A 17,340-nucleotide genomic window follows, 5' to 3' on the forward strand; every position below is an offset into this window, starting at 1 on the left:
GGGGCTTTTTTGTGGACAAAGCTGAAGAAGTTTTTACCAAAAAAAAGCCATTTTAAACCCTCTACTATCCTTGTCAAATCTCCCAATTCGGGTTAATTTGTTTGATTGTTTGTACGCTAATCTGAAGGATGTTATTAAGTAAGCTTGAGATAAAAGGTTTTAAGAGTTTTGGTGACAAAATGGTGATCAACTTCGATAAGGGGATCACTGGAGTGGTAGGACCAAATGGATGTGGAAAATCAAATGTGGTGGACGCCATTCGATGGGTTTTGGGAGAGCAAAAATCAAGAATGCTCCGTTCCGATAAAATGGAAAATGTCATTTTTAATGGCACCAAAACCCGTAAAGCTTCCAATCTGGCAGAGGTTTCTCTCACCTTCGAAAACACTAAAAACCTCCTCCCCACTGAATACACGCATGTTACCATCACCCGAAGATATTATCGGAGTGGGGAAAGTGAATACCAGATCAACGGAGTCACCTGCCGATTAAAAGACATCACCAACCTGTTTATGGATACAGGGATCAACTCGAATAGCTATGCGATTATCGAGCTGAAAATGATTGATGAGCTTCTGAATGATAAGAACAACTCCAGAAGGGAGCTCTTTGAAGAGGCCGCTGGAATCTCCAAGTTTAAAAACAGAAAAAAGGAAACGCTCAGAAAGCTAGACGATACAGACGCCGACCTGGACCGGGTGGAAGATTTGCTCTATGAAATAGAGAAGAATCTCAAAAGCCTTGAAAAGCAAGCCAGACAAGCCTCACGCTATTATGAAATCAAAGATGAGTACAGAAAAGCCAGCATCAACTTTGCGAAGAAAAGCATAGAAAAATTCACAGGTACGCTGCAGTCCTCCAAAAAGAAAATCGAGGAGGAAAACGACCGCAAGCTTTCCATACAAAGTCAGGTGGCCGAGCAGGAAGCCAGACTTTCGGAGCTTAAAACAGAACTGATCAATAAAGAAAAACTTTTGGCTTCACGCCAAAGAGCACTGAATGATCATGTAAACAAAATCCGTCAGTTCGAGTCCGAAAAGAAGATCAAGAATGAAAGACTTCGATTTCTCGAGGATAGATCCCAGCAACTGCGAGAGCAAATCGATACCGATAGAAAGTCAAATGACCGGGCAGGTTTTTCCGTCAGGTCCCTGCGACAGGAAAAGGAAAATGCCGAAAAGCTTTTCAAGGAAAAAGAAGCCATAGTCACCGAGCTCAAAGCCTCTTACGATCAGCAAAAGCAAATTCATGAGGAAAAGGTAGAGAAGCAGCGGGAGCGAAATAAGTCATTTACCGAGCAAAAGGAAAAACTTTATCAACTCAAAAAAGAGATTGAGATCAAGCAGATTCAGCTGTCCACCCTGAAGCAGGAACTGGAGAGAACCTCCTCCGATGATAGCAGTCAGGAAGCCAGTCTGGTGGATTTTGAAGAAAAGCTGGTGGGGCTTAAAGCCGAACTGGATCAAAGCCAGAGCGAGTATTCCAAGCTCAAAAGCAGACAGGAAGATCAGGATGCCAAGATTGAGGATACCAATAAAGTCATAGAGCTGATCAAGGATGAGCTCACGCAAACTTCCAGAAAACTGGACTCCAAGCAAAACGAGTACAACCTGACCAAATCTCTGGTGGAAAACCTGGAAGGCTTCCCCGAGGCGATCAAGTTTCTAAAGAAAAATTCCTCCTGGGGAAAGGACATCCCTCTCCTCTCCGACTTATTGACCACGGATGAAGCGCATCGGGTGACCATAGAGAATTACCTGGAAAACTACATGAACTACTATGTGGTGGATACTCAGGAGCAGGCGATTAAGGCTATTCAGCTTTTGGCCGATTCGGCCAAAGGAAAAGCCAACTTCTTCATCTTAGATCAATTCGACCGCTTTACTCCAAGTCAGAATAAACTTTTCCAAAATGCCACGGCAGCCACGGAGATCATAGAGTTCGATGAAAAGTACAGCAGACTGATCAACTTTATCCTGGACAATGTCTACATCGTCAAGGGAGATCATAAAGACTTCCCCGAAGACACGGATGCCATTTTTATTTCCGAAAACGGAAAATTCACCAAGCGGAAATTCAGTATTACCGGAGGATCGGTGGGTCTTTTTGAAGGGAAAAGAATTGGCCGGGCCAAAAATCTGGAAAAGCTGGATAAGACCATTAAGGATCTGAATAAAAAGGTCAGCTCCATCCGGAATAATCTGGATAAAAAGCTTTCTGAACTGCTAAAGCTAAAGGAGGTGAATTTTAAATCCACCCTGGAAGAACAGCAGGCAGCCATCAATGAGCTGAACCAAAACTACATTTCAGTTAAGACCAAAAAGGAACAGCTTTCTGAGCTTCTCAGCAACAATGCCAATAAGCGTGAGGATATCCTGGAGAGAATAGAGGAATTAGAACAAAGCCTGAAAGAAATCACTCCACAGCTGGGAACCGAGCAGGAGATTTTTGATCAGCAGGAACTGGAACTGGAAAAGCTAAACATTGCTCTGGAAGAAGAAAGCCAAAGACTGAGCGAACGGTCTCAGGCCTATAATCAGGAAAACATCCTGTATCATCAGCAGCTCAACCGGGTGAATAGTCTGGATCAGGAAATCGAATTTAAGGAATCAGCCTATGAAAGCTCCAAGGCCAGAATAGCCAAGTCTCAGACTGAGCTTTCCTCACTGGATGGGGAAATCAAGGGCTTGCTGGACAATAATGAAATCAAGGATGATGAGCTGGTGGAGCTTTATTCCGAAAAGGAAGCTATAGAAGGTGGAGTTCAGGAAGCAGAAAAGAATTACTATGCCTGCAGAGGTCTAATCGATGAGACAGACACGGGCATCCGTAACCTTCAGAAATCCAAGGAATCTCATGATGAGCTGATCCATTCTCTTGAAAATGCCATCAATGAAATCAAACTCAAGATGACCTCCATGAAGGAGCGTCTGAGTGTGGAATTTGAACTGGATCTGGATGAGCTGGTTCAGGAAAATCCCGATCTGGATCCGGAGTTTGCGGAGTTCTCTGAGGAAGACCTTAGAAACCTGATTCAAAAGAAGAAAGACAAGCTGGAAAAAATGGGCCCGATCAACCCCATGGCCATGGAAGCCTATGATGAGATCAAGGAGCGCTTTGATTTTATTTCCAGCCAAAAGGCTGACCTGGAAGATGCCAAGCAGTCCTTATTAAATACCATTGACGAAATCGATCAGGTAGCCCGTGAAACCTTCCTTGAGGCTTTCGAAAAGATCAAGGAAAACTTCGTGAAGGTATTCCGATCCCTATTTACGGAGCAGGATGATTGCGATCTGACCTTGGTGGATCCGGATAATCCCCTGGAGAGTAAGATAGAGATTATGGCGAAGCCAAAGGGCAAAAGACCTCTGACCATCAACCAGCTTTCAGGAGGTGAAAAGACCCTGACGGCCACTTCCCTACTTTTCTCTATCTATCTGCTAAAACCTGCCCCATTCTGTATTTTCGATGAGGTGGATGCTCCCCTGGATGATGCGAACATCGATAAGTTCAACCATATCATTCAGGATTTCAGTACCGATAGCCAGTTTATTATCGTCACGCATAATAAGCGCACCATGGCCAGCACGGATATTATCTATGGCATTACCATGATCGAAGCAGGAATCTCCAGAGTGGTGCCGGTGGATTTAAGGGAGTTGGCTTAGAATTATTAAAATGAAGGCAAATAAAAAGGGACCGAGGTCCCTTTCTGTTTATGCTCTTGCTCCAGATCTGAAGCCTTGAATGTAATGTTTAAGCATACTGGCCTGAGTTGGAGTAACATCAGACGGTTTTACTAACTTCAAAAATCTCTCTAATCCCATTTCCTCAATCAACGCACCGAAGGAAGAGTTTAAGAATGAGGAAGATGGTGCAGGAGCACCCAAGAAAGAAACTTGAATTTGCTCCCCTTTAGACAATAGCCTTTTCAACTCTGAATAGAAGGTATATCCAGAAGCATTTGTGTAAGTATCTGAAACTATGTCAATTAATCGAATGCACATAACAGTACAAATGTAATAGCTAAAACTCCCAATCCAAAAAATCTTGACTCTCAAGACTTTCCAAGTTATTGATATCAATAGAGATTTCAATTACCGTTCCAACAAAATAGTCTATTGAATTTTTAGCAAATCTTGGCTTTCCATTCTTGGATATCATCTGAATTTGATCTGTGAAAAGGCTCCATTCACCATTATTTGCATAAACAAATGAATTAATAGTATCAAGTCCTCTTCCCGCATTGTGAGGCATTGATTTGGTAGTACTATTTAATCTTAATGCCCATTTAACTGCATCCACTTGACTCAAAAGATCAAAACCTTTTCCTTGGAAAAATCTATTTACTGTCCTCGGTATACCATTTCCTAGATCAGAAACAGCAATTTTGATTTTATTCAAATTGGGATAAAATTGGCTAAAAACGTATGAATCAATAGGAGATTCGGAATGATCGTAAACATTATTCACCAATTCTGAAATCGTAATATTAAGCATACCTAAATCTTTTCCGGGACAGAAGGCTTGGAAATAATCTTGAGTCCTTTGGATGTAATAAACCATAGTTTCCCGATTTACTCTTCTTAAGGGCATTGCCGTGAAACTAGGGATTTCAATTATTTCACTAGGCTCCTGATAGTTCTTGGAACAGAATTCTAGCAGCCCGATGGCCGACAAATATTTTTTGACTTCAGAATTATTTACTGTGAGGGTTACCTCAATCCCTTTTTTCAAACTATAAATAATAAACTCAGCCAGGACCACTACATCCATAGGATGAAGAAATGTGAGGTAAAGGTAAAGATTAACCTCACGCTTCTCGGTTTCATTCAAAACCTGGTAAAAAAGCTTGGAGTAGTCCTTTTGACTTTTGATTATAACATCCATAAAAATCTCTTCTTTAGTAAATATACCTAGAATTTTAATTAAGATATTACTAGATTCATCCCATGTTTTTTCAACCAAAAACCCTCAATAAATAGATTCAAATGTTTGAACAGACTTTTAAAAATATAGATGACATACTCCACAAAGACGCAGGTTGTGGTAGTGAATTGGATTATGTGGAGCAGACCTCTTGGGTGCTTTTCTTAAAGTACTTAGACGATCTAGAACGAGATCGCGCAACTTCTGCCGAACTCACAGGAAAAACCTACTCGCCCATTATCGACCAAGACTACCAGTGGAGCATTTGGGCTGCTCCAAAATTAGCGGACGGAAAGATTGACCACAACGCTCTGACAGGTGATGACCTTTTGGACTTTGTAAACGGAAAGCTTTTTCCATACCTCAAGAAATTCAAACTGTCTGCTGAGAATGCTGATACCATTGAATACAAGATTGGCGAGATTTTTAGCGAACTCAAAAATCGCATCCAAAGCGGCTACAATTTGCGTGAAGTGATTAACCGCATTGACGAATTGCGTTTTCGAACCCATGCAGAGAAGCACGAAATGAGCCATTTGTATGAAGACAAAATCAAAAACATGGGCAATGCAGGGCGAAACGGTGGTGAATACTATACGCCCCGCCCGCTCATTACCACCATTGTAAAAGTGGTTAACCCCAAAATTGGCGACAAAATTTATGACGGTGCAGTGGGTTCTGCGGGCTTCTTGTGTGAAGCCTTCGACTATCTGAAATCAGGAAAAGAACTCAGCACCAAGGAATGGGAAACCTTGCAAAAACACACTTTTTACGGCAAAGAGAAAAAATCATTAGCCTACATCATTGGCATCATGAACATGATTTTGCACGGTGTGGAAGCGCCCAACATCATTCATACCAATACGCTTGCCGAAAACCTGGCCGACATTCAGGAAAAAGATCGTTATGACGTAGTGCTTGCCAATCCTCCTTTTGGTGGAAAGGAACGTGCAGAAGTGCAACAAAACTTCCCCATTAAAACAGGTGAAACCGCTTCCCTCTTTTTACAGCACTTCATTAAGATTTTAAAAGCAGGTGGCAAAGCAGGTGTGGTGATTAAAAACACCTTTTTGAGCAATACCGATAATGCCAGCATTGCTTTACGAAAAGAACTCCTGCAAAACTGTAACCTGCACACCGTGTTGGATTTACCGGGCGGAACCTTCACAGGTGCGGGCGTGAAAACCGTAGTGCTGTTCTTTGAAAAAGGTAAAGCCACGCAAAAGGTTTGGTTTTACTCTTTGAATCTTGACCGCAACTTGGGCAAGACCAACCCGCTCAATGAAAAGGATTTGGCAGAGTTTGTAGAACTGCAAAAGACTTTTGCCGCTAGCGAAAACTCTTGGACGGTAAACATCAAGGATGTTGACCAAAGCACTTTTGACCTGAGCGTGAAAAACCCAAATACGCCAGAAGCTGCCCCACTACGCCAACCGCAGGAAATTTTGAAAGAAATAAAAGCCTTGGATAATGAAAGTGCGGAAATCTTGAACTCGATTTCGGAATTGATATGAAGGAAGGTTGGGAAATAAAGAAGTTAGTTGAATTAAGCAATAACAAAGATGCTATCGTGTCGGGTCCTTTTGGGTCTAACCTGAAAGTTTCTGATTATAAGGATGTAGGAGTTCCTATTTTTCGTCTTCAAAATGTTGGCAAAGGAAAATTCATCAATAAGGATATAAAATACATTTCTGACGAAAAGGCTGAAGAGCTTAAGTACCATTCTTTTAAAGCAGGTGACCTAGTTTTAGCAAAGCTTGGTATTCCAATTGGCAAAACTTGTGTTGTTCCTGATGAATTTTCAAGTGGGATAATTGTTGCAGACGTTGTTCGGTTAAGGCTAGATAAAAATGTAGTTGATTACAAGTTCTTGGAATATTTCTTGAATTCTGATGAAGCGGTCGCACAATTGACAGGTAACATATCAGGAGCAACTAGACCAAGGGTAAATCTCTCCGATGTAAGAAATATAGAGATAAGTCTCCCACCCCTCCCCGAACAACAACGCATTGTATCCATTTTAGACCAAGCCTTTACCGCCATAGACAAGGGCAAAGCCAATGCCGAACAAAACCTCCAAAACGCCAAAGAACTTTTTGAAAGCTATTTGCAGGGGGTGTTTGAGAAAAAAGGCGATGGTTGGGAAGAACAGCTTCTTAGGAATTCTTTCAAATTAAAAAGTGGAGACAATCTAACTGCTAAGAAAATGGTAGAAGGAGATTTTCCCGTTTTTGGCGGTAATGGAATTGCAGGATATCACATTGAATTCAATTTATCAGGTACCAATGTTATTGTCGGCCGTGTTGGAGCATTATGCGGCAATGTTCGGCATATAAATGAAAATATTTGGTTAACTGATAACGCATTTAAGATTGTAGACTTCAAATACGACTTTGACCACTCTTTCCTGACTTACCTTTTAAATTATAAAGACCTCAGGAGCTACGCAAGACAAGCAGCACAGCCTGTAATTTCAAATTCATCCTTACAGGATGTCGTTCTTAACTTTCCAAAATCCAAAGAAGAACAACAAACCATCGTCCGTCAGTTAAATGCCCTGCGAGCCGAAACACAAAAGCTGGAAGCGGTGTATCAAAAGAAAATGGATGATTTGGAAGAACTAAAAAAATCTATTTTGCAGAAGGCGTTTGCCGGGGAGTTAACTGGAAAGGAGGTAAAGATATGAGCTCACTAAGAAGCAATGAAATTGAAATTCCTGCAGGAAAGCCTTTCGATAACTGTAAATTAGACCGCGAGAAATACGCAAAAGTTCTAACTCAAATTATTGAAAATTACTCTGATGGTTTTGTTCTCGCGATCAATAATAAATGGGGAGAAGGGAAAACCACATTCATAAAAATGTGGCAAAAATATCTTGCACTTCCTGAAAATGGGTACAAAGTAATATACTTCAATGCTTGGGAACATGATTTTGGCCAAGACCCTATGGCTGCTATTTTATCAGAAATCAAATCTTTAGATATTGGGAATGAAGATAAATTGAATGGTATAATTAAAAAGGCAGCAAAACTCTCAATTCATGCGATACCCATTCTATTAACGGCTGCTGCCAATAAATATATCGATTCCGAGACTTTTGCAGAAGGGATTAAAAAATTAAGTGAAAAATCAATCGATGCTTTTCAAAGTGAAGTTGATGAATATAAAAAGAAGAAAGAAGGACTGGATGAATTTAAAAAGGCACTCGAAGAATATGTTGTCCCACTTGATAAGCCAGTAGTTTTTATAATTGACGAACTTGATCGATGTAATCCTAAATATGCGGTTGAGGTACTCGAAATAATAAAACACTTTTTCTCTGTTTCTGGAATTGTATTTATCCTATCGATAGATAAAGAGCAATTAGGTAACGCTATCAGAGGGTATTACGGAAGTGACCTCATCAAAGCTGATGAATACTTATGGAGGTTTATTGATTTAGAGTACTCTATACCCAAGCCATCCATTGATCAATTCAATAAATATCTTTTTGAGACTTATAAATTTGCGGATTTTTTTACGGCTGAAAGAATGGGAAAGCATCAGTTTAAAAATGAGCCCTCTACATTATTAAAGATGGCAAATATTGTATTTGATAAGAGAAATGCCTCATTAAGAGAGCAGGAAAAGATTTTTATTTTAACACGTTTACTGCTTTTTTCTTTTGAAAAACATCAATTTGTATTTCCAGCCTTATTTTTCTTACTAGTTTATTTAAAAACATTGAAACCAGATATTTTTTCCAAAATAGAAAGAAAATACTATAGTTGTCAAGAATTAAGTAATGAGTTTTTTGAGTTATTTAAATCTATAGAAAAATCTAATGATGAACTTAACTTTGCGTATGTAGAGGCTTTATTATTATGGTTTTATAATAATGGTATGAAACATGAACAAAGATTAGAATTACTTAATAACAATGGTGAATCAATTACTACTCCAATTAAATCCAAAATTGATGAAGCAGGCAACAAAGGTCAGTTGGCAAGAGCATTTTCAATAATTTCAAATCAATATGAGTTTAATCACCTCAATCTTAAATATCTTATCAAGAAAATAAACCTTACTGAGCCATTAGTATTTGGAAGATGAACGAAGCAGAAACTAGAGCAGAACTTATTGACCCGAAGCTTAAAGCTTGCGGATGGGGCGTGGTAGAAGGCTCTAAAGTGCTTCGTGAATACCGCATTAACGAGGGCAAAATCCAATCGGGTGGTGCACGAGGAAGAAAGATTATTGCCGATTATATCTTGGTGCATAAAGGTATTAAGTTAGCAGTTGTTGAAGCCAAAAGTGATGAATTGGAAGTAGGCGAAGGCGTAATGCAAGCCAAGCAATATGCAGAGAAACTCCAATTAGAAACAACCTACAGCAGCAACGGAAAAGCCATTTACCAAATCTGCATGAAAACAGGCGAAGAAGGTTTGGTAGCAGACTTTCTAAGCCCCGAAGAATTATGGAACAAGACTTTTGCAGAACAAAACCAGTGGCGTGAAAAATTTGCCAATGTTCCCTTTGAAGATAAGAGTGGTACTTGGCAATTGCGTTATTATCAGGAAATAGCTGTAAAGAATACTTTGGAAGCATTAGCAAGCGGCAGTGAACGCATTTTGCTCACCCTTGCCACAGGCACAGGAAAAACGGCAATTGCTTTTCAAATCGCCTGGAAACTGTTTCAAACGCGTTGGACCTTACAACGAGACGGCAGCCGTAGACCGAGAATTTTGTTTTTGGCCGATAGAAATATTTTGGCCAATCAAGCTTTCAATTCGTTTTCTGCATTTCCCGAGGATGCCTTGGTTCGAATTAAGCCAAGTGAGATCAGAAAAAAAGGAAGAGTACCTACTAATGGCAGTATCTTCTTTACCATTTTTCAAACCTTCATGAGCGGAACGGATGATGAAGGCAAGCCTGCCCCCTACTTTGGAGAATATCCCAAAGACTATTTTGATTTTATCATCATTGACGAGTGCCACCGTGGCGGAGCCAATGACGAGAGCAATTGGCGGGGCATTTTAGAATATTTCAGCCCAGCCGTTCAATTAGGTTTAACCGCGACACCCAAACGAGATGATAATGTGGACACCTACAAATACTTTGGTGAACCTGTTTACATCTATTCGCTGAAAGAAGGAATCAATGATGGCTTCTTAACGCCTTTCAAAGTGAAACGTATCAAAACCACTTTGGACGATTATCGCTACACTTCAGATGATACCGTGATTGAAGGGGAAATTGAAGAAGGCAAACTCTATGAAGAAAAAGACTTTAATCGCAGCATTGAGATTGTAGAGCGTGAAGCCAAACGAGTAAACATCTTTTTAGATGAAGCCAACCAAAACGAAAAGGCAATCATTTTCGGAGCAAATCAAGCGCATGCAGCATTAATTCGAGATTTGGTCAATCAAAACGCTAAAAGTAAAGACCCATTCTATTGCGTTCGGGTTACCGCTAATGATGGAGAAGAAGGCGAAAGACTTTTAAGAGAATTTCAGGACAATGAAAAAACCTTACCAACCATTCTGACCACTTCTCAAAAGCTATCGACAGGAGTTGATGCTCGGAACATAAGGAATATCGTTCTACTACGGCCTGTAAACTCCATGATTGAGTTTAAACAAATTGTAGGTCGTGGTACACGCCTATTTGACGGCAAAGAGTTTTTTACTATTTATGATTTTGTAGATGCTTACAAGCACTTTTCAGATCCAGAATGGGATGGAGAACCTTTAGAGCCTGAGCCGAGCGTACCAAGACCTTACCCACCGCCAGAGCCGAAAGACAAACCAGATGTTGAGGATCCTGACGAGCCTAGACCACAAAGGAAAAAAGCGAAGGTCAAGCTGAGAGACGGAAAAGAAAGAACCATCCAACATACTGTTCAAACTTCCTTTTGGAGTGCAGACGGAAAGCCCATTTCGGCAGAAGAATTTTTGAATAATCTGTTTGGGGAGCTTCCCAGGTTATTTAAAGACGAGGAAGAATTACGAAAGCTATGGAGTAATCCAATGACCAGAAAAACCTTATTAGAAAACTTGGATGCCGCAGGTTTTCCAAAGGATGATTTACTGACTTTGCAAAAGTTGGTGGATATGGAAAGGAGCGATTTATACGATGTCCTAGAATACGTCTTTAATGGAGATTACATTGCTATGACCAGAGAAGCCAGAGCCAAGGCAGCTGAAGCAACCATTTTTGCACTGATTAATGAAAAGCAGAAAGAGTTTATTTCCTTCGTTCTAAGTAAATACATCGAAACTGGTGTGGATGAGCTTGATCAGGAAAAACTCCCTATCCTCCTCACCAACAAATACCAATCCCTGGAGGATGCCAAAAAAGAACTCGGCGAAGTTTCAAACATCAGTAAACTTTTTATAGAATTTCAGGAGCATCTTTATAAGAACCAAGTGGCTTAAAGAGATTCAAGTTCCTAGCCAAAAAAACAATTACACTCATTCTAGGATAAATGAATATTAAAACGAAAGTCTACGCATTATTTGAAAATAGAACCCATAAGGAGTTTGAAGGTATTAGAAGTGCCGTCAATTCTTCACCTTTTCTGATTTTGCATGGAAGACATTTAGATAGCGTAAAATCGCACTTTGATAATACAACGTTTGAGCGATATGAATGGACGCTTTATGATCATAAAGGAGATAAAAAATGGCTAAATAAGAAAAAATGGACTTGCTTAGACTGGGGTGAAACAGGTGGTCGAAATCAAAACCTATCTTATAAAATTTCATCCCCTGAGGGTGAAGTTAGACTGTTTCATACCTTAACCTTGAATTGGCACCAAACTGAAGAAGATCACATATCAGAATTTTTTATTTTCCATATTCTAGATAAGCTCCTTGAAATCTCCGTTTATAATTCCTGGGCCGAATTTGAGGTACATGAAAGAAACAAAGCCCTCGAGCTAGAAAATCAAAAGCTTAAGAAGCAAATAGAGTTTTTTGAGAAAGCTAAAAAAACAACCTAGGGTGGCTGGGGTATTTTAACTGTTCAGCTTGAGATATCCCTAACTTCCAAATTACCCCTCTCCACTCCAAATACTTCGAGATTTCACCTTTTAGGTCCATCGGTATACCTATTTTCTCCTCCCTTCTACCCTTTTGGCAGAGTGCTGTCAGCTTATGCTTTAAAGCTGGAGCTTTTTGCTCGGTGATTGGAGCTTTTTGCTCGAAATGCGAGGCTTTTTGCTCCACTATTGGAGCTCTTTGGTCGCTCTTCTGGGCGAGTAGGTTTAACCTTGCAGCTCTAAGGTGAACAAGAAGACCTTTTATCCTAAGCTGTCAGATTTTATGGTGGAATGCCCATAAAAAAGCCGGATCCATCGATCCGGCATGTGTTAAGTTAGAATTTGGCGATCAGATGATCATAACTGATCATCGGTACTACCATTTCGGCTTCTCCTCTCAAACCGCTTTCGCAGGTCTTCATAGATAGCCTTAGCATCTGGTACGTTGACCTTGGCAGCTTGCTTCACCGAGTTATAATAACTCAGCGCACTGACATAGGCCTCAGAACCAGCGAGCATGGTAGTATCACTCAGCGTATCCCGAATCTGATCGCAGATACGTAATAAAGGAAGTAAGCCCGTGACAGCCAGCCAGTCTTTCTCAAACTCCTCCCTATTTACATAAGGAGGTAAGAATTGGGCTGAATCCTTGGCATACTCCACTACCTTTCCTACGAAAGGTTCCGTGCCATCACTCATCTTAGGGATACTTCTCCGCTGATCAGGAGTGAGTGCTACTACAAAAGGTGCCAGCAACTGCTGCACCTGGTCCAAAGCGGCTTTTACCGCGTCTAGATCCCCTTTGGGAATCTCGATAGAAATCTTGTTTTCCATCCTAAAAATAGTTTTGGTTAAAAAATAATTTAAAAACTACGAAGAAGTTAGGGAATAAAAATGGATAAACCAAGAGCTTAGTAATGAGTATATTGGCTCCCTAAGCCTCGTTCTTTTCAAAAGATATTTCAATTTTTTACATTGAGTAGTGATAAGGTGATTTTTCATCTAATTCCTAGATATTTTTTTTTTAAACTAAAGGAAAGTGATTATGCCAGAACAAAGAGATAATTGGACTCAAAGGATTTTAGCCATTGCAACTTTAATTGGTTCTATGACACCATTAGTTATTTATGGGCTAGATAAAATGCAAGAAGGAAAACCTCAGGTTGAAACCTTTGATACAAGAGAAAATATCGAAATTCAGCCTGTTGACCAAGACAGTAAAGAAGAACCGCCTGTGCCAGACAACCCAGGCACAACCTTAGCGGATCGGAGAAAAACTATGGTACCTGAAATGAAATCAAATAATGGACAGGTAGCTAATGAAGATCAGTTAAAAGGCTCAGGTGGAGTTAATGGAGTCAATTCTGATAATCGTCCCCCGGAAGAAATGATGGCAAGAGAGGTTAAGACTTTTCAATTAATCCGGGAGGGTTATGTTTTGGCAGAAGGAAGGTATCTCCCATTTGATGAAAATCAACTTAGATTATATCCAAGTGAAATTGACACTAAGAAACGAGTAGTACAAATAGTTATAAAGGACAATAATGGTACGACCATTACTCGAGGTGAAATTGGTGAAAGTGAGGACTTTGAGTTTGATTACAACTCTTCAAAATATAAAATTCAATTATTGGGTGTTAAATCTCGCGTCTTGGTATCCGACCTTGCTTATTTCAATATTTATAAAATGGATTAGAGCCAAACCTCTCTGGGCGTAGGCTACTCTTTTTGACCATTAAAGTTCTGAGGTCCGTTGGACTAGGTGTAGTTTGCAAAACACCCGAATATCAAAACTGATCTGTAATCAGAAACCAATTCAAGCAAACTTCTGACATAATATCGAATTGCAAATTCGTTTAATAGGAAGGCGTAGTTACAAACTACGCCTAGCACCAGAGATTTCTCCCTTTGGTCGAAATGACGGTGACGTAAACGCCTGTAAATACCCTTAAAATCCCAGGTTTTGAAGGAATGGTGAAACGCGTAAAGAAATTCACTTAGCTCCCGAGGGATCGAGGGAGATCCAGTGAATTTTAGCGGAGTACCATGACAGAAAAATCAACTTGGCACAAGTTGAAAGGGAGTTTAGGGCAAAGGCTTTTGGTTACTTTTGGCCTCAAAAGTGACAACTCCTGTTTCTTTATTGTTCTTTTGGCTTGACCCAAAAGAACGAAAAGGTCAAGTCATGGCAAAGCTTCAACCCACCAGACCTGCGCCGGCCCGCTGCCATGACGGCCTACCCACTGAACACAATTATCATTTCCTTATAATCAGTTCTTAGCAAGACATCATTGCGCGCCAATAGAACATGTAAATTTGTGAATTCTCCCAGACCTAAGGAAGAGATTTCTCCCTTTGGTCGAAATGACCTTGCCGTAAACGCCTTTAAATGCCCTTAAAATCCTTGGTTTTGGAGAGTCGTGAAAAACGTAATCTTTTTGGCCTCCTACAATGGGATTCAAATTATTTAGTGATTTGTGGCATCTGAGATTTTTGTCCCGATAAGTATCGGGATTTGGAGTGAGAGGAGACCGTTTAGAAAATGAGTTAGTTCCTAGCCCGTCTGCCACGGGCAGGCTTGCCTAGGAAATCCACTCATTTTCAGGTAGTAACGAGGCACAAAAAATCCTTTGACCAAAAGGATAAAAAAGATCAATGCCTTGGGTTTTTGGTCCTTTTGGTCTAAGCCAAAAGGACAAGAAGTATCAAAATGAAGAATTACTAGAACTAGAAAGGTACTCCACTTACATCCCATAATTTTCATGGATTCTTTACATAAGCAGGACATTAAGCATATATTTGATAGTATCATGAAGCCTCCCTATTATGAAATCACTCCTCCTATTTTAAAGCTAATAAGTTCTATTGCTGAAAAGGTCGGAGAGATCAAGGCTTCTCATTTGATCATACCTCAAGCTGATTAAAGAAAGAAAAATAGATGGATAAGCAGCCGAAGCCACTTTCAACAAAGAAGCCTCCAGTTCCTTCGAAGGACCACAAGCTTATTGAGGACTGGATGGAAAATCGAATTATGCCAGGTATCCAACCCTTGATTAAAAAAATTGACAGCCTCATTCATGATTGCATTCCTAATCTTCAATATGCCATTAAATGGGGCAAGGCATATTATGGAACAAGTGAGCAAGGATGGCTGATAGAAGTGGCTGCATATGATGTGTCTGCCAATATTGTTTTCCTCATGGGTGCTGATTTGGACCCCCAACCTCCTTTGGGAAAAGGGGAATCCAGATACTTTAAATTAAGGGAAATGGACGAATTGGGAGAAAAGAACATTGCCAGTTTTTTAAAGCAAGCCGGACAAAGAATTGGCTGGAAATAATGGGTACATCTATGCAATTCAGCGACGTAGAAAGCTACATTCAAAGCTTTGATGGACTGACAAAAGAATATCTTGAAGAGCTCCGTTCAATTATTCATGAAGTGGTTCCTGACACCCAAGAGCTAATCAATTATAATATAGCCGCTTTCACTATGGTTGAAGGTGGGAAAAGAGAGGAACAAATAATGATCGCAGGATATAAGAGCCATATTGGCTTTTATCCTCATCCTACTACCATGGAACATTTTTGGAATCAACTTGATGGCTTTAAAAAGGCTAAAGGATCAGTTCAGTTTCCATTAAATAAGGCCCTACCAAAAGTTCTTATTATTGATATGATTGAATATCGGCTGAAACTATTGAAAGAAAAAAACTATCGGATTCATGACAGGGACTAAAAATAAGAAGGCCGGTATGGGATTGGAATGGGTGCTGCTATTGGTCTAGCAGTTGGAGCCGCTATTGGAAATGCTTCAGATGATTTTTCCTTAAGTGGCGCTGTGGGATTGGCAAAAGGAACTGCCGTTGGAGCAATATTTGACTTCAGGAGAAAAAAGAAATGAATTTTATCGCATTTGCGAATATCCAACAAGAGCATACGGGAAGATGCAGACCCTTCTCAACCATTAAAAGTGAATAAAAGGAATATATTTTTTTATAGTGCCCTGACTTTGACCTTAAGTGTCATTATGCTTTTAGTGACTGGCTCTTCCCTACTCACGATGGCATTGGACACTAAGGGAACAATTCCCCTTGGAAGTCTAATAACCTGGGTCGGAATGATCTCATTACCCTTATCCGTTTATTGGGGAGTAAAAGAGTTGAGAAAGCCTTCAGGCAAATTGAGCAGGTTTCTCTCGGGATTCCTAAAAGTCATTATTGCCTTAGGAATTCTTTGGCTCCCGATATCGTACTTACTTGCAGGTAATCTTTCATTTTCCTTTACCCAAAAAGAAACATTCCAGGGCGGTCAAGATGCAATGAGATGGTTTTGGCGATTAAGCTATGGGATTCCAACTGGTGCCATTTTAACTGTTACCAGCTATTGGGTTTCATTACTATTTTCTAGAAATCAAACAGGTACCAAGAATTCATAAATGAAATTAAAAATGGCGGTAATACGAAAGGTTGTACCTCCATTCTATTTAAGGCCTGCAGGCCAAAGCTCTTCTTAACTCTAAAAATTTGCTGTATTTTTCAAATTCAGCCAAACCAGTTCAAACACCCTATCCCTATCATGGTGAATTCTTCCACTACAGAAAACATCTGCAAAAACTGCGGTGCCCCGATTGAGGGTAATTTTTGCTCGGAATGTGGACAAAATGCACGAGTTGGGAAAATCACACTTAGAGGTTTGATAGAGGAAATCAGCTCTAGTATTTTCTCTATCGATAAAGGTTTCTACTTTACCTTCATCGAGTTACTAAAAAGGCCCGGAAAAACCATTCGTGCCTATCTGGATGGAAAAAGAAAGACTTATTGGAAACCTATACCCTATGCTTTGGCCGCTTCCACAGGGTATTTTTTAATCGCCCTAATGATGGGGCAAAACACTTTTATCAATGATTTCATGACTGGTTTTTTTAGCCAAGAGCAAAGTGCCCCAGATGCTTTGGCCGAAACACCCATTCTGGATTGGTTTTCCAGCAACTATGCCTACACTGTTCTCCTTTTGATTCCGGTATATGCTTTAGCCTCCTGGATTGCTTTCTGGTCAAGCAAGCGAAATTACCTGGAGCATATCGTTCTAAATGCATACATCACTGGACAGCAGGCTTTCTTCTATGGGTTTAGTACGGTGATTTTTGGGATTCTGCCCATCAGCTCATTAGAATTTATCCCTTTGCTTGTTTCTGTGGCTTATAATTTTTGGGCTTTTCAGCAGTTTTTCCAGAAAGGAAGGCCTTGGGTTCGCCTTCTCAGGACTCTGGCTACTTATGTTTTATTTTTGATTCTGACTATTCTCTTGACTGGTTTATTATTAGAGATTCAGCGTCTATCTGTCTGATGCAGGAAAAAAACCATTTTAAGAAAGAAGAGATTTCTCCCT

The 17,340-nt window shown here is 40.1% G+C and carries 16 protein-coding genes; 13 read left to right on the forward strand and 3 right to left on the reverse strand.

The window, feature by feature from the left end:
• The first annotated feature begins 128 nt into the window (after window positions 1-128).
• Window positions 129-3,668, forward strand: a complete 3,540-nt coding sequence (gene smc / locus QVH07_RS10460; protein WP_290000207.1) for a chromosome segregation protein SMC — start codon at window positions 129-131, stop codon at window positions 3,666-3,668.
• Between the two features lie 48 nt (window positions 3,669-3,716).
• Here the strand turns inward: smc and QVH07_RS10465 are convergent, their stop codons facing one another.
• Together QVH07_RS10465 and QVH07_RS10470 are read right to left on the reverse strand one after the other, a co-directional pair.
• Window positions 3,717-4,007: an STAS-like domain-containing protein gene (locus QVH07_RS10465; protein WP_290000209.1), complete on the reverse strand. Its 291-nt coding sequence runs from the start codon at window positions 4,005-4,007 to the stop codon at window positions 3,717-3,719.
• Between the two features lie 19 nt (window positions 4,008-4,026).
• On the reverse strand, window positions 4,027-4,890 hold the full coding sequence (locus QVH07_RS10470; RefSeq protein ID WP_290000210.1) for a hypothetical protein: 864 nt from the start codon (window positions 4,888-4,890) through the stop codon (window positions 4,027-4,029).
• Between the two features lie 101 nt (window positions 4,891-4,991).
• Here QVH07_RS10470 and QVH07_RS10475 point away from each other — a divergent pair, with 101 nt between their 5' ends.
• From QVH07_RS10475 to QVH07_RS10495, 5 genes are read left to right on the forward strand one after another with little or no spacing between them, the layout of a single operon-like run.
• Complete coding sequence (locus QVH07_RS10475) at window positions 4,992-6,443, forward strand: class I SAM-dependent DNA methyltransferase (RefSeq protein ID WP_290000211.1); 1,452 nt, start codon at window positions 4,992-4,994, stop codon at window positions 6,441-6,443.
• Entirely contained in the window at window positions 6,440-7,615 is a 1,176-nt protein-coding gene (locus QVH07_RS10480; RefSeq protein WP_290000213.1) for a restriction endonuclease subunit S, read from the forward strand. The genes QVH07_RS10475 and QVH07_RS10480 overlap by 4 nt, the downstream gene beginning before the upstream one ends.
• Window positions 7,612-9,021, forward strand: a complete 1,410-nt coding sequence (locus tag QVH07_RS10485; RefSeq protein ID WP_290000214.1) for a KAP family P-loop NTPase fold protein — start codon at window positions 7,612-7,614, stop codon at window positions 9,019-9,021. Before QVH07_RS10480 ends, QVH07_RS10485 begins: the two co-directional genes overlap by 4 nt.
• Window positions 9,018-11,345: an EcoAI/FtnUII family type I restriction enzme subunit R gene (gene hsdR / locus QVH07_RS10490; RefSeq protein ID WP_290000215.1), complete on the forward strand. Its 2,328-nt coding sequence runs from the start codon at window positions 9,018-9,020 to the stop codon at window positions 11,343-11,345. Before QVH07_RS10485 ends, hsdR begins: the two co-directional genes overlap by 4 nt.
• A gap of 50 nt (window positions 11,346-11,395) precedes the next feature.
• On the forward strand, window positions 11,396-11,911 hold the full coding sequence (locus tag QVH07_RS10495; RefSeq protein WP_290000216.1) for a hypothetical protein: 516 nt from the start codon (window positions 11,396-11,398) through the stop codon (window positions 11,909-11,911).
• Between the two features lie 396 nt (window positions 11,912-12,307).
• On the opposite strand, the gene QVH07_RS10500 is transcribed toward QVH07_RS10495, so the two are convergent.
• Window positions 12,308-12,784, reverse strand: a complete 477-nt coding sequence (locus tag QVH07_RS10500) for a hypothetical protein (RefSeq protein WP_290000217.1) — start codon at window positions 12,782-12,784, stop codon at window positions 12,308-12,310.
• Between the two features lie 211 nt (window positions 12,785-12,995).
• Between QVH07_RS10500 and QVH07_RS10505 the strand changes: the two genes are divergently transcribed.
• The 7 genes from QVH07_RS10505 (at window position 12,996) to QVH07_RS10535 (ending at window position 17,298) form a co-directional block, all read left to right on the forward strand.
• Complete coding sequence (locus QVH07_RS10505) at window positions 12,996-13,646, forward strand: hypothetical protein (protein WP_290000219.1); 651 nt, start codon at window positions 12,996-12,998, stop codon at window positions 13,644-13,646.
• Between the two features lie 1,066 nt (window positions 13,647-14,712).
• Entirely contained in the window at window positions 14,713-14,874 is a 162-nt protein-coding gene (locus QVH07_RS10510) for a hypothetical protein (RefSeq protein WP_290000220.1), read from the forward strand.
• Between the two features lie 14 nt (window positions 14,875-14,888).
• A complete protein-coding gene (locus tag QVH07_RS10515; protein WP_290000221.1) occupies window positions 14,889-15,290 on the forward strand; it encodes a DUF1801 domain-containing protein in 402 nt (133 codons plus the stop codon).
• Window positions 15,291-15,301: 11 nt separating this feature from the next.
• Window positions 15,302-15,688, forward strand: a complete 387-nt coding sequence (locus tag QVH07_RS10520; RefSeq protein WP_290000222.1) for an iron chaperone — start codon at window positions 15,302-15,304, stop codon at window positions 15,686-15,688.
• A 27-nt stretch (window positions 15,689-15,715) separates the two neighbouring features.
• On the forward strand, window positions 15,716-15,853 hold the full coding sequence (locus QVH07_RS10525) for a hypothetical protein (protein WP_290000223.1): 138 nt from the start codon (window positions 15,716-15,718) through the stop codon (window positions 15,851-15,853).
• A gap of 12 nt (window positions 15,854-15,865) precedes the next feature.
• A complete protein-coding gene (locus QVH07_RS10530) occupies window positions 15,866-16,387 on the forward strand; it encodes a hypothetical protein (protein WP_290000224.1) in 522 nt (173 codons plus the stop codon).
• Window positions 16,388-16,527: 140 nt separating this feature from the next.
• A complete protein-coding gene (locus QVH07_RS10535; RefSeq protein ID WP_290000226.1) occupies window positions 16,528-17,298 on the forward strand; it encodes a DUF3667 domain-containing protein in 771 nt (256 codons plus the stop codon).
• Window positions 17,299-17,340 lie beyond the last annotated feature (42 nt).

This window comes from Algoriphagus sediminis (assembly GCF_030403435.1).
Taxonomy (GTDB): Bacteria; Bacteroidota; Bacteroidia; order Cytophagales; family Cyclobacteriaceae; genus Algoriphagus; species Algoriphagus sediminis.